Here is a 12,739-nt window from a genome sequence, read left to right as displayed (position 1 = left end):
ACTGTGCCTGTGTCCCTCGAGATCTCCTCCGGGCAGCCCCGCCCGACCGAAGAAACCGCGGCCCGCGAACGCACTCGGTCCGCGATCCTCGCCGCGGCGGTCAACGTCCTCGCGACCAAACCGACTGCATCGCTCGGCGACATCGCGGCTGCGGCACGAGTGGGGCGCACGACGTTGCACCGGTACTTCGCAGAACGACAGGAGCTCGTCGACGAGATCGGGCGTCTGGCCGCACGCTCACGCCGCGAGGCGGCCGAGCGGGCGCGACTCGACGAGGGCACCGGACTGGACGCGGTGGCACGGTTGTGCCGCGAATACTACGAACTGGCCGACCTGCTCGCGGTCATGTTCTCCACCCCGGGCGTGCTCGAGGTCGCGGATACGTGCATCGGCGACGAGGACGACGTGAACGCCGCGATCGAACGCGGCCACCGCGACGGGTCGATTCGGCCGGACCTCACCGTGGACTGGGTCCAGAATCTGGTCTGGACCTTCCTGTACACCGCCGTCGACTACGTCGCCCGGGGACAGGGAACCCGGATGGAAGTACTGCGCCTGACGGTGGAGAGCCTGCGAGGTGCCATCGGGACCTTCGGGACGCGGGACACCCCACCACACCGGTAGGAACTCGTCCCGGCACGAGCTCGGCCTCCCGACCTCGGGTCAGGACAGCCCGTTGTCCGGCAGTCGCAGGTCCGGCTTGTCGAGTTCCTCGATGTTGACGTCCTTGAACGTGATCACCCGCACGTACTTCACGAACCGGGCCGGCCGGTACATGTCCCACACCCAGGCATCCGACATCCGTAGTTCGAAGTAGATCTCACCGTCGGCGTTGTGCGGGAGCAGTTCCACCGAGTTCGCGAGGTAGAAGCGCCGCTCGGTTTCGACGACATAGGAGAACTGCCCGACGATGTCCCGGTACTCGCGATAGAGCGACAGCTCCATCTCGGTTTCGTACTTCTCGAGATCTTCGGCACTCATCGGTTCCGCGGTCCTCCTGCTCCAGTGTGAACGTCCGTACTCCGAACGCCCATCATCGCGCACCCTCGCGGACGGCATCGACACCGACACCTGCCACGTTCGAATACGACATCCGATGCTCCTCGCTCGGCCCCAGGCGCGCGAGCGCTGCCATGTGCCGGGCCGTGCTGTATCCCTTGTGGATCGCGAAATCGTAACCGGGGATCCGGCGGCCCATCTCCACCATCACCCGGTCACGCGTGACCTTCGCGAGAATGCTCGCGGCAGCGATGCAGGCCGAGGCGCCGTCTCCCCCGATCACCGGCAGCGAAGGCGCCGCCAGCCCCGGTACCCGGAAACCATCGGTGAGAACGTACCCGGGTGCCACGTCCAGCCCTGCCACCGCCCGGCGCATGCCTTCGATGTTCGCCACGTGCACTCCGATCGCGTCGACCTCCCATGCCGGAATCTGCACGACGCTCCACGCCAAGGCGGACCGGCGGATGATCGGGAACAGTTCCTCGCGGGCTCGCTCGGTGAGTTTCTTGGAGTCGTCGAGCCGGGCGAGAGACGAGTGCGGCCTGGACGGAAGGACGCACGCCGCCACCACCAGAGGACCCGCGCATGCTCCCCGTCCTGCCTCGTCCACGCCGGCCACCGGACCGAGACCACAGCGCGCCAGCGCGGACTCCATCGTCCGTAGGCCGGCCGACCTGCGGATCACCGTTCGTGGGGGCCAGGAACCCATGCGCCGCTTCTCGCTCACCGCCGCTGTTCACTCACCCTGTATGTCGGGTGAACCGATCGTCCCCATCCGGCCCGGCGGGAGCACGATGAACTGCGCCTTGCCCACGACGTTCTCGATCGGGACGGTTCCCTGCAACTCGTCGCCCGCGTGGTAGCGGGAGTCCGCGGAGTTGCTGCGGTTGTCGCCCATCATCCACAGGTTGCCCTCGGGCACGGTGACCGGACCGAAGCACCGCGGCGACCGCGTGTCCGTCTCGCACGTCCGGATACCCGGTTCGAACGGGAAGTCCATCACCACGTAGGGCTCGTCGATCGGCTTTCCGTCGACCAGGATGCGTCCCTCGTCGTCGCAGCATTCGACGGTCTGCCCGCCGGTGGCGATCACGCGCTTGACCAGATCGTTCTCGTCCGGTGCGACGAGACCGACCATGGATCCCGCCTCCTGCAGTCCGCGGAGCACGACATTGTCCGAGCGAGTCGACGTGAAATCGGACGACCAGGATTCCGGCCCCCGGAAGACCAGCACATCTCCCGGCCGGGGGTCGTGGAAGCGATAACCGATCTTCTCGACGACGATGCGATCCCCGGTGCACCCGGGACAGCCGTGCAGCGTCGGCTCCATCGACTCGGAGGGAATGAGGTAGACGCGGGCGACGAACGTCTGCAACAGGAAGCTCAACACGAGTGCCACGAGAATGAGGATGGGCAACTCACGGAGGAAGGACCGCTGCTTCTTGCCGGAGTCGACCGTGGCGAACTCCGCGGCCGGATTGTCGTCACCATTCGGTGAACCCTGCGAGGATCCGGAATTCGACGACCCCGACACCGGCTGCTCCTTCGAAGAATCCGTCACGAAAACAGACTAGCCCGGCGCCGCGAGTACGCGGCGCCGGGCTGGTAAGTCAGATCAGCGCTTTTCCTTGATCTTCGCGGCCTTGCCACGCAGATCGCGGAGGTAGTACAGCTTCGCGCGACGCACGTCACCGCGGGTGACGACCTCGATCTGCGCGAGGTTGGGGCTGTGCACCGGGAAGGTGCGCTCGACGCCGACGCCGAACGAGACCTTCCGGACGGTGAAGGTCTCGCGGACGCCGCCGCCCTGACGGCGGATCACGACGCCCTTGAAGACCTGCACGCGCTCCTTCGAGCCTTCGATGACCTTCACGTGCACGTTCAGCGTGTCACCGGCGCGGAAGTCCGGGACGTCGTCGCGGAGGGACTTGGCGTCCAGGAAGTCGAGGGTCTGCATCGGTTGTTTCCATCCTTGCGTTCGCGTGAGTAGAGGAACCGAGCGGCGCCCCGGCAGGATCCGGAGGGCTCGAACTGGTTCGTACCCAGGTCAGGTATGCGTGCCTGGTCCAGGCAACCCGTCCATTGTGCCAGATCCGGCAGCCGCAGACGAAATCGGAACCGAATCCGGGGGCGGAGGCGCCGGGTGGACGATCTGCTCGACCTGTTCACGGGCAACCTTGCGCGCGTGCTCCGGGTCGGGAGTGCCGGCGATCAGATCCTGGACGTAGATCTTCGCCTGGATCACCGGCCGACGCCACCTCTTCTCACGCTCGACGGCCCTGGCCATCTTCTTGGGCTTGGCGGTGTAGCGCCACCGCGCCCACGGCGCGCCGGGTCTGCTGATGCGCACCGCGCCGATCAACAGGAGCGGGAAGACGAACAGACCCACCAGCCCGGTCCAGATCTTGCCCTTCGCGAGAACCACGCCGGCGACAGCCAGGTTCGCGAGTGCGACGGCCGCCAGACCGACGCGCGCCCACGGATTGGACGTCTGCTGGAATTCGGTGACGTCGAGGAACTCGAGGGGGCGCAGGCCCAGCAGTACGAGCCCCGTGACGGCAACCGCCACGAAGACCGCATCCACCGAAGCCCGACCCTGGTCCGCCCAGTAGACGTCCTTGAGGTAGAAGATCAGGGCGAATTCATCGAGCACGAGCGCCGCACCGATACCGAAGAAGGTCGCCAGAACCGCCCCGGTCACCTGGGTGCCGTCCTCGTATACGGCGATGATCGCCCCGCCGGAGACCACCATCGCGACCACACCGAAGACGACGTGGTGGATGTGGTGGCCGCCGGGAGTGACGTTCCCGGGCCACCACCGCACCTGCGCCCGGATCAGTCGGACACTGATCCGGATGAACACGAATGCCGAGATGAATCCCAGAAGGAAGAACAGCAACGGCAGGCGGCCGCGAGCGACGATCTCGTGCTCCAACCATTCCGCCACGTCGACCTCCCTCACGACTCGAGGTCAATCCAGCCTAGTGAGTGCACACGCGCCGCGGGCTCGGGTTCGCCGAAACCCGGATGCAGCACCGCCGAGCGAGCCGGCACCGCGTGCACCTGCACCTCCACCCTGCGGTCACGAAGCGGTAACACAATCGGCGATCACCGCGATGCGTCGTGACCTGGAGCACATGATCTGCCCGGAAACTGTTTCCGCTCCTCCCTTCACCATTTCCGTTCGACGGGCCGCCTACCGGCGGGCCGTCATCCGTGTGCCGTGCCCAGGCGGGGCCGGTTTCGAGGAAGGTACGACGAGTATGGGACGTGTGAGAAATTTGGGGCGCGCCGCGATCGGCGGCAGCGTCCTGGCGCTCGGATTGTTCGGTGCCGCACCGACTGCCAGTGCGGACACGAACTTCTATGCCTGCCAGGTAATCCTCACCGGGTACCTGGAGCAGATCAGGATCGGCTCACCACCTACCTGCGCACCGCTGGTGTCCACCCTGGTGACCTGGACGATCTTCGATCCGATTCCCGGACCTCCCGGTCCCGAAGGCCCCGCAGGGCCGGCCGGACCCGAAGGACCTCAAGGACCAGGTGGTGCTGACGGACCGCAGGGGCCTGCCGGACCCGAAGGACCACAGGGACCCGCCGGACCCGAAGGACCACAGGGGCCCTCCGGACCTGACGGACCTCAAGGACCCGCCGGACCCGAAGGACCCGAAGGACCCGAAGGACCCGAAGGTGCAGACGGACCTCAAGGCCCCGCCGGACCCGAAGGACCACAGGGGCCCGAGGGACCCGCCGGACCGGAAGGACCCGAAGGACCCGAAGGACCCGAAGGACCCGAAGGACCCGAAGGACCGGAAGGACCTCCCGGGGGGAGCAGTACCGGGAGCAGCCTGATCGACTGGCTCTTCTTCGGTTCGTGACCTATCCGTCCCGGTGCCTCGCTGCGGCGAGGCACCGGGACGGCGCCGTCACCGACCGAACCCGGCCTTGCGCAATGCATCTGCCATCGAGCCCGCCGGGGCCGGGCGCGACTCCTTGCGGTCGCGGCCCTGTGGCCGTCCCCCGTTGCCACCCTGGCCGGCACCGCCGCGCCGGCCACCGGATCCGCCGCGCCGACCGTCCCCGTCGGGACGCGGACCACCCGTGCTCTTGTCCCGCTCGCCGCGGGCCCGGGTCGCACCCACCTCGTCGTCGAGGCGCAAGGTCAGGCTGATCCGCTGACGCTGCAGATCTACCTCGAGCACCTTCACCTTCACCACGTCGCCGGACTTGACCACCTCACGCGGGTCGCTGACGAACTTGCGGGACATCGCCGACACGTGGACAAGCCCGTCCTGGTGGACGCCGACGTCGACGAAGGCACCGAATGCGGCCACGTTGGTGACCACGCCTTCGAGCACCATTCCGGGCTGCAGATCCGCCACCTTCTCGATACCGGCGGCGAAGGTCGCCGTCGTGAACTCGGGCCGCGGGTCCCGTCCCGGCTTCTCGAGTTCGCCGATGATGTCGGTGACGGTGGGGAGCCCGAACCGATCGTCCGCGAACGTCGCCGGATCGAGCGCGCGCAGAGTCGAGGAATTGCCGATCACTTCCCGGATGTCTCCACCCGTGGCATCGACGATGCGTCGGACCACCGGATACGCCTCGGGGTGCACGGCGGAGGCATCGAGCGGATCGTCACCCGCCGGGATCCGCAGAAAGCCCGCACACTGTTCGAAAGCCTTGGGGCCCAGACGCGGCACGTCCGCGAGGGCCGAGCGCGTACGGAACGGCCCGTTCTCGTCCCGGTGGGCGACGATGCTCTCGGCGAGGGACGACGTCACGCCCGACACTCGGGACAGCAAGGGCACCGACGCGGTGTTCACGTCCACCCCGACCGCGTTGACGGCGTCTTCGACGACGGCTCCGAGCGAGCGGGCGAGCAGTGTCTCCGACACGTCGTGCTGGTACTGGCCGACGCCGATCGACTTCGGGTCGATCTTCACCAGCTCGGCCAACGGATCCTGTAGCCGTCGGGCGATGGACACCGCGCCGCGGATCGACACGTCCAGGTCCGGCAGTTCCCGCGTCGCGTACTCGGATGCCGAGTAGACCGATGCCCCGGCCTCCGACACCACGATCTTCGTGAGACCGTCGGCGCTGCTCTTCGTGATGAGTTCGGTTGCCAGTGCGTCGGTCTCGCGCGAGGCGGTCCCGTTGCCGATCGCGACGAGCTCCACGCCGTGCCGGGCGACCAGGGTTGCCAGCGTCGCGAGGGCTGCGTCCCACTTGTTGTGGGGCTGGTGCGGGTAGATCGTCTCGTGCGCCACCACCTTGCCGGTGCCGTCGACGACGGCGACCTTGGTGCCCGTGCGGAAGCCGGGATCGAGCCCCATCGTCGTCCGAGCGCCGGCCGGGGCAGCCAACAGCAGATCCCGCAGGTTGTTCGCGAACACCTCCACGGCGTCCTGCTCCGCTGCCTTCCGCAGTCGCATCCGCACGTCGAGCCCCAGCGACACCAGCAGTTTCGTGCGCCAGGCCCAGCGCACCGTATCGAGGAGCCAGCGGTCCGCGGCACGGCCGCGGTCGGCGATGTCGAAGCGTGCGGCGATGCGCCCCTCGAACACCGTCGGCTCCCCCGGTACGGGATCGTCGGCGTCCGGCGCGAGCGCCACCGAGAGAACCTCCTCCTTCTCGCCGCGGAACACCGCGAGGATGCGGTGCGACGGCAACGAAGTGAAGGGTTCGGAGAACTCGAAGTAGTCGGAGAACTTCGCTCCGTCGGTCTGCTTGCCGTCGCGAACCGAGGAGACGAGCCGGCCCCTGCTCCACATCAGCTCACGCAGCTCGCCGACGAGGTCACCGTCCTCGGCGATGCGCTCGACCAGGATGGCCCGCGCCCCGTCGAGCTGTTCGGAGGTGTACTGCGCGGGATCGGTGTCCGGGTTCCCGATCAGCGCGTCGGCAACCGGCTCGTGCCCCGCCTCGCGCGCGATCTGAGCCTTCGTCCGCCGCTTGGGTTTGAACGGCAGATAGATGTCCTCGAGTCGCGCCTTGGTATCGGCGAGCATGATCTGGGCGCGCAGCGGATCGTCCAGCTTTCCCTGCTCCGCGATGGACGCGAGCACTGCATCCCGGCGTTCGTCCAGCTCACGCAGGTAGCGCAGCCGTTCCTCGAGCAATCGCAACTGCGCGTCGTCGAGGCCGCCGGTCACTTCCTTGCGGTAGCGCGCGACGAAGGGCACCGTGGAGCCTCCGTCGAGCAGGTCCACCGCGGCTGCGACCTGTCTCTCCCGGACGTCGAGTTCCTCGGCAATGCGCTGGTTCACGGTCTTGGCAGTCACGGTCTGCGACCCTACCGGTATCCTGGAGTGCATCCGGTCAGGGCCGTTGCGCGTTCCACGAGGAGTCACTCACCATGTTCGGCGATGCCGGGCGCCGTTTCGTCGGAGTCCTCGTTCCCACGCTGGCGGTCATCTGTGTGACGGCCTCGTGCGCCGTCGGCGAGTCTCCTTCGCCCCCCGGGCCGCAGGCCGCGGACACGCTGGCGATCGCCTCCGACCTGACCGACCGTCTCGACGCCGTGGAGACGTGGGCCAACACTCGGCACGCGCGCGTGTCCCTGGTCCTGCTCGACCGCGAGACCGGTGACCGCGTCGGCTATCACGAGAAGGACCCCATCCTCACCGCGTCCCTCGCGAAACTGTTCGTGGCGGCGGAACTCTCCCATCTGGATGCCACGGGTGAACGCGGATTCTCGACCGACGACGGCGAGTTGCTCGCCCGCATGCTCTCGTCGTCGGACGATTTCGCCGCGGACGTGCTGTGGGACGAACTCGACGGACCCGATCTGGTGGCCGCGGTCGCGGACCGGTATCACCTCGACGACACCCACGAACCGTGGGACGGGATGTGGTGGAACACGCAGACGACCGTCACCGACCTCGCGACGTTCTACGACCTGCTCCTCGCCGACCGCGACGGGCTGGGTCCGGTGCGCACGAACCGCATCCTCGGCTACCTCCGAGCCTGGACGCCGCTGGCCGCAGACGGGTACGACCAGCGATTCGGGGTCCCCGCGGTCCTCGGTGGCTCCGACATCGCCGTCAAGCAGGGATGGATGTGCTGTATCGACGAGCAGTGGATCCATCTGTCTACGGGAGTCGTCGGCCCCGGCGGCCGGTACGTCGTGGTCGTCGAAGTCGCCGAGGACGTCCAGTACGAGGACGGGGTGCCCGGTCTTCCGGACACCTCGTACGTCGACGCCACGGACGACGAGAGCGCCGCGCACGCACGCGAGACCGTCACCGGGGTGATCGAGGCATTGTTTCCCACAGGCTCCGTCGACGACTGGGGCCGCCCGTAGCCGGATCAGGCCGGGTCGGAGCCGTCGAGCAGGTCCGGACGCCGTTGCGTGGTGCGGAGCAGCGACTGCTCCCGGCGCCACTGCGCGATCTTCGCGTGGTCGCCGGACAGCAGAACCGGTGGCACGTCCCGTCCGCGCCAGGTGGCCGGACGCGTGTAGCTCGGTCCCTCGAGGAGCCCGTCGGAGAACGAATCCTCCTGGTGGGACTGCTGATTGCCGAGAACTCCGGGAAGTAGGCGGACGACGGCCTCGGCCATGACGAGAACGGCCGCCTCGCCACCGATCAGGACGTAGTCGCCGATGCTCACCTCTTCGACCCGCACCCGGGTGGCGGCATCGTCGAACACGCGTTGGTCGATGCCCTCGTAGCGCCCGCACGCGAACACCAGCCGCTTCTCCCCGGCCCACCGGTGCGCGGTGGACTGGGTGAACGGGACACCGGCCGGGGTCGGAACGACCAACAGCGGGTCCTCTCCCGCATCCGGCCGGGCGTCGGCCACGGCGAGGACGTCGTCGAGGGCCGGGCCCCACACGGACGGCTTCATGACCATGCCCGGGCCACCGCCGTAGGGAGAGTCGTCCACCGCCTTGTGGACGTCGTGAGTCCAGTCCCGGAGATCGTGCACCGCGACGGAGATGAGTCCCTTGTCGATGGCCTTGCCCAGCAAGGCAACTCGCAACGGCTCGAGATACTCGGGGAAGATGGTGACGACGTCGATACGCATCGGCCGTCGCCTCAACGTCCGCTCTCGCCGAAATCGGGATCGAGCAGCCCCTCGGGCGGCTCGATGACGACGGTGCCGTCGGTGGTCGACACGGACGTCACGATCGCGGACACGAACGGCACCAGCAGCTCGTGGGTGTCGTCGCCGACACGGCGCACGGACAGCAGTTCGCCTGCCGCGGAGTGCAATACCTCCGTGACGGTGCCGACCTCGGTGCCGTCGGCCAACCGGACCGTCAAACCCTCGAGTTCGTGATCGTAGAACTCGTCCGGATCGTCCGTGGGTTCGAGTTCCCCGGAGTCGATGACGAACAGCACTCCCCGCAGGGCATCGGCGGCCGTGCGGTCGTCGATTCCGCGCAGACGCAGCAGAAGCCGCCCGGAGTGTTCCCGGACGGCCTCCACCGTGTACGACTCGGTGCGCTCGTCGCGCGGCCTGCGCCCTCGCAGCACGCTGCCGACGGCGAAACGGTCCTCCGGCTCGTCGGTACGTACCTCGACGACCAGTTCACCGCGAATACCGTGCGACTTCGCGACACGGCCGACGACGAGATCCATCCCGGCGCGCTTACTGATCCGTGTCGACCACGTCGACACGGATACCGCGGCCACCGATGCCGGTGACCAGCGTGCGCAGCGCCGTCGCGGTGCGTCCGCCACGGCCGATGACCTTGCCGAGATCGTCGGGGTGCACGTGCACCTCGACGGTGCGCCCGCGGCGTCCGGTGATCAGCTCCACCCGGACCTCGTCGGGACTGCCGACGATGCCGCGAACGAGGTGTTCGACGGCATCGGCAACGACGGCACTCACTTGTCAGCAGCCTCGGAGGACTCGGCGTCCGCAGCAGGCGCCTCGGCGGCCGACTCGGTCTCGGCCTTGGCCTTCTTCTTCTTGGGGGTGACGGCCTCGGCGACGGGCTCGCTCTCGGCCTGCGCGAGCGCGGCCTGGAACAGCTCCAGCTTCGTGGGGCCCTGCTCCTTCTTCTTCAGGGTGCCCTCGGCGCCGGGCAGGCCCTTGAACTTCTGCCAGTCACCGGTGATCTTCAGGAGCGCCTCGACGGGCTCGGTGGGCTGCGCGCCCACACCGAGCCAGTACTGAGCGCGCTCGGAATCGATGTCGATCAGCGACGGCTCTTCCTTGGGGTGGTACTTGCCGATGGTCTCGATCGCACGACCGTTGCGACGGGTGCGAGAGTCCGCGACGACGATCCGGTACTGGGGGTTGCGGATCTTGCCGAGCCGGGTGAGCTTGATCTTGACAGCCACTGCTGTGTCTCCTTCTGGGCGCGCAGGAACCTGCGCATGTCACGTGCAATTCAGCGAAGTGCCCGGATGGCACGACCGGTTTTGCCTCTTTCCTGTGACCGCCGCGCGGTACGGAACCGGATGCGACGACAGCCGTTCATTCTGCCAGACGCGCCCCGGTTCCGGAAAACCGCCCGCCCCTCCCCTCTGGGTGAAGGGACCATTCGACCGGTCTGAGAGTGCATAGGGCACTTTCACCCCGGCGCGACGGAGATGTCCGGGCGGGGGCGCGACCTGGCGAGCTCGTAGCTCGCCCGCAGGTCGGCGATGATCTCCGCAGGAGAGCTGCGGAGCCGCGCCGGCTGGGTCGCGAGGACGATGATCCCGTGGCGCTGCATCCGAGCCCGTCGCTGCATCGTGCAGGCGTAGTCGCCCGGTGAGAGGTGCCAGCCGACCGAATCGATCTCCCACGCCAGGGCGACGTCGTCGAACCACCCGTCGGGCCGCGCGACGAAGGCTCCTCGACCGTCGACGATGTCGGGGTTGAAGATCATCTCCGGCAGTCCGCTCTCGCGCCACAACGCCCGAGCCTCCGCTTCTGCGACCGAGTGCACGTCGGCCCGGACCGCGTCGAGCGCTCGACGTGGAATCGCGGTACCTCGACGACTCCCGTGATCGAGTTCGACGAGGAGCTGTGCCGGATCGACATCCCCGCGCTGCACCACCGAGGCGAGCAGGTCGGTTGCCGCACGTATCGACGAGCAGCGTCGCGCCGCATCCGTCACGGCGCGCACCAACGGCGCACACGCGAGCCCCTCCCGGTGCACCGGTGTCGGGAGAGCGGTCGTCCGTTCGACCGTCACGAAACTCCTCGACGCGATACGCCGCGTGTGCGGAATCAGCAGGTGGACGACACTCGACTCCGTCGCCTCGTATCCGTGCTCGGACATCGCCGACCGGCCCGTGAGCATCGCCCCGGACCGTCCGTACGACACCGCGGCAGCTCGGCGTTGCCGACCCGTCGGCACGCCGTTGTGCAGGAGTATCAATCCGGGGAGGATCCGCTGCCACGGTCCGCCCGGGGCGCAGCGGCGGTCGATCGCCGAGCCTGACATTCCCTCGGCGCGCAGATCCGCGACACGCACGATGCCGTGCCGGCTCCACCGCCACAGTTCACCCGGATCCACCCGCCCCCACTCGCCTCTACGCATGCGGTGAGCATGTCCTGGTCCGGGGCGGGGCATCGTCGAGAACGCGCACTCACGACATGTCTGTGGACGGCGGGAACCTGGGGACAGAGGACCCATCCTCGGGCCCCATCCGCGGGCGAAGGGACCATCTGACCGGTCAGATCAGCCGAAGGCCACCTTCACCCAGGGGATCAGGGGCGGACGACGACGTCACCGCGCAGGACGACCAGGTCCGGGGCACCCAGGACGGCGGGGCCGCTGCGCGGGTCGTCGGCGAAGACGACGAGATCGGCCGGGGCGCCGTCCTCGAGATTCGGGTGGCCCAACCAGGTACGGGCGTCCCACGCCGCCGCACCCAGCGCGTCCGTCGGACTCGCCCCCGCCGTGACGAGCTCGGCGACCTCGTCGGCGATCCGGCCGTGCACGATCGATCCCCCGGCATCGGTCCCGGCGAAGATCCGTATCCCGGCCTCGCGGGCGGCACCGATCGTCGCGTAGCGGCGTCGATGCAGGTCCCGCATGTGTGCGGCGTACCGCGGGAAGCGGGAAGCCGAGTCGGCGATGTCCGGAAAGGTCGCGATGTTGACCAACGTCGGCACCAGCGCCACGTCGCGCTCGGCCATCGTCTCGATGGTGTCGGCAGTCAGACCCGTGCCGTGCTCGATGCAGTCGATACCGGCGGCGAGCAACCCGGGAAGGGCGTCCTCGCCGAACACGTGCGCCGTCACGCGCGCACCTTCGCGATGCGCCGTCGCGATCGCCTCGACCAGTATCTCGTCACTCCACAGCGGAGTGAGGTCGCCGACGGACCGGTCGATCCAGTCCCCGACGAGCTTGACCCATCCGTCGCCGGCCCGGGCCTGCCGCGCCACCTCGTCGGGAAGCTGCGACTCGTCCTCGAGGTCGACCGGCAGTCCGCGGATGTAGCGCTTCGGTGCCGCGATGTGCTGCCCGGCCCGAATGATTCGCGGGAGATCCCGACGACCGTCGACGAACCGGGTGTCCACCGGCGACCCGGCGTCGCGGATCAGCAGTACGCCCTTGTCCCGTTCGGTCTCGGCCTGGGCGACGAGGCCGTCGACGCTCTCGCCGCCGCCCCCGCCGAAGCGAATCCCGACATGGCAGTGCGCGTCGACCAGGCCGGGAACGATCCACCCCGAGTCACGGAGAGTCTGCGCCCCGGCGATCTCGGTGCGGGAGATCCGGTCTCCGTCGATCCACAGGTCGACCGGTTCACCCCCGGGCAGCTCCGTACCCCGCAGGTGCCACGCGGCCACG

Annotated in this window: 15 protein-coding genes; 3 read left to right on the top strand and 12 right to left on the bottom strand. The window is 68.3% G+C overall.

Features of this window, described 5'->3' with window-relative positions:
• Nucleotides 1-9 precede the first annotated feature (9 nt).
• Nucleotides 10-624, top strand: coding sequence for a TetR/AcrR family transcriptional regulator (locus G4H71_RS19110; RefSeq protein ID WP_246441975.1), 615 nt, complete (start codon nucleotides 10-12; stop codon nucleotides 622-624).
• A gap of 39 nt (nucleotides 625-663) precedes the next feature.
• Here G4H71_RS19110 and G4H71_RS19105 read toward each other — a convergent pair whose 3' ends face one another.
• From G4H71_RS19105 to G4H71_RS19085, 5 genes are all read right to left on the bottom strand, one after another.
• Nucleotides 664-981 carry a DUF2469 domain-containing protein gene (locus tag G4H71_RS19105; protein ID WP_005240496.1) on the bottom strand — a complete coding sequence of 106 codons (318 nt, stop codon included), beginning with the start codon at nucleotides 979-981 and terminating at the stop codon, nucleotides 664-666.
• A gap of 52 nt (nucleotides 982-1,033) precedes the next feature.
• Entirely contained in the window at nucleotides 1,034-1,708 is a 675-nt protein-coding gene (locus G4H71_RS19100; RefSeq protein ID WP_072739684.1) for a ribonuclease HII, read from the bottom strand.
• A gap of 27 nt (nucleotides 1,709-1,735) precedes the next feature.
• Nucleotides 1,736-2,560, bottom strand: a complete 825-nt coding sequence (gene lepB / locus G4H71_RS19095) for a signal peptidase I (protein WP_083343263.1) — start codon at nucleotides 2,558-2,560, stop codon at nucleotides 1,736-1,738.
• 54 nt (nucleotides 2,561-2,614) lie between these two features.
• The gene (gene rplS / locus G4H71_RS19090) at nucleotides 2,615-2,956 is read right to left on the bottom strand and encodes a 50S ribosomal protein L19 (RefSeq protein ID WP_072739620.1); all 342 of its coding nucleotides are present in this window, start codon (nucleotides 2,954-2,956) and stop codon (nucleotides 2,615-2,617) included.
• 90 nt (nucleotides 2,957-3,046) lie between these two features.
• Entirely contained in the window at nucleotides 3,047-3,946 is a 900-nt protein-coding gene (locus tag G4H71_RS19085) for a hypothetical protein (protein WP_072739685.1), read from the bottom strand.
• A 596-nt stretch (nucleotides 3,947-4,542) separates the two neighbouring features.
• Here G4H71_RS19085 and G4H71_RS22410 point away from each other — a divergent pair.
• The gene (locus G4H71_RS22410) at nucleotides 4,543-4,851 is read left to right on the top strand and encodes a hypothetical protein (protein WP_218017188.1); all 309 of its coding nucleotides are present in this window, start codon (nucleotides 4,543-4,545) and stop codon (nucleotides 4,849-4,851) included.
• A 74-nt stretch (nucleotides 4,852-4,925) separates the two neighbouring features.
• On the opposite strand, the gene G4H71_RS19075 is transcribed toward G4H71_RS22410, so the two are convergent.
• Entirely contained in the window at nucleotides 4,926-7,280 is a 2,355-nt protein-coding gene (locus G4H71_RS19075) for a Tex family protein (protein WP_174561883.1), read from the bottom strand.
• Nucleotides 7,281-7,354: 74 nt separating this feature from the next.
• Between G4H71_RS19075 and G4H71_RS19070 the strand changes: the two genes are divergently transcribed.
• On the top strand, nucleotides 7,355-8,302 hold the full coding sequence (locus G4H71_RS19070; protein ID WP_072739625.1) for a serine hydrolase: 948 nt from the start codon (nucleotides 7,355-7,357) through the stop codon (nucleotides 8,300-8,302).
• Between the two features lie 5 nt (nucleotides 8,303-8,307).
• Here G4H71_RS19070 and trmD read toward each other — a convergent pair whose 3' ends face one another.
• The 6 genes from trmD to G4H71_RS19040 form a co-directional block, all read right to left on the bottom strand.
• Nucleotides 8,308-9,027 carry a tRNA (guanosine(37)-N1)-methyltransferase TrmD gene (gene trmD, locus G4H71_RS19065; protein ID WP_072739627.1) on the bottom strand — a complete coding sequence of 240 codons (720 nt, stop codon included), beginning with the start codon at nucleotides 9,025-9,027 and terminating at the stop codon, nucleotides 8,308-8,310.
• A gap of 11 nt (nucleotides 9,028-9,038) precedes the next feature.
• Nucleotides 9,039-9,584 (bottom strand): ribosome maturation factor RimM, encoded by a 546-nt coding sequence (gene rimM / locus G4H71_RS19060; protein WP_072739629.1) that lies wholly within the window; start codon nucleotides 9,582-9,584, stop codon nucleotides 9,039-9,041.
• Between the two features lie 10 nt (nucleotides 9,585-9,594).
• Nucleotides 9,595-9,837: an RNA-binding protein gene (locus G4H71_RS19055; protein ID WP_072739630.1), complete on the bottom strand. Its 243-nt coding sequence runs from the start codon at nucleotides 9,835-9,837 to the stop codon at nucleotides 9,595-9,597.
• Nucleotides 9,834-10,292 carry a 30S ribosomal protein S16 gene (rpsP, locus tag G4H71_RS19050; protein ID WP_072739632.1) on the bottom strand — a complete coding sequence of 153 codons (459 nt, stop codon included), beginning with the start codon at nucleotides 10,290-10,292 and terminating at the stop codon, nucleotides 9,834-9,836. Before rpsP ends, G4H71_RS19055 begins: the two co-directional genes overlap by 4 nt.
• 233 nt (nucleotides 10,293-10,525) lie before the next feature.
• A complete protein-coding gene (locus G4H71_RS19045; protein WP_072739634.1) occupies nucleotides 10,526-11,482 on the bottom strand; it encodes a hypothetical protein in 957 nt (318 codons plus the stop codon).
• Between the two features lie 170 nt (nucleotides 11,483-11,652).
• Nucleotides 11,653-12,738, bottom strand: coding sequence for an amidohydrolase family protein (locus G4H71_RS19040; RefSeq protein WP_072739635.1), 1,086 nt, complete (start codon nucleotides 12,736-12,738; stop codon nucleotides 11,653-11,655).
• Nucleotide 12,739: the final 1 nt, after the last annotated feature.

The organism is Rhodococcus triatomae (assembly GCF_014217785.1).
GTDB lineage: Bacteria > Actinomycetota > Actinomycetes > Mycobacteriales > Mycobacteriaceae > Rhodococcus_F > Rhodococcus_F triatomae.
This window is presented reverse-complemented; position numbering and strand designations above follow the sequence as displayed.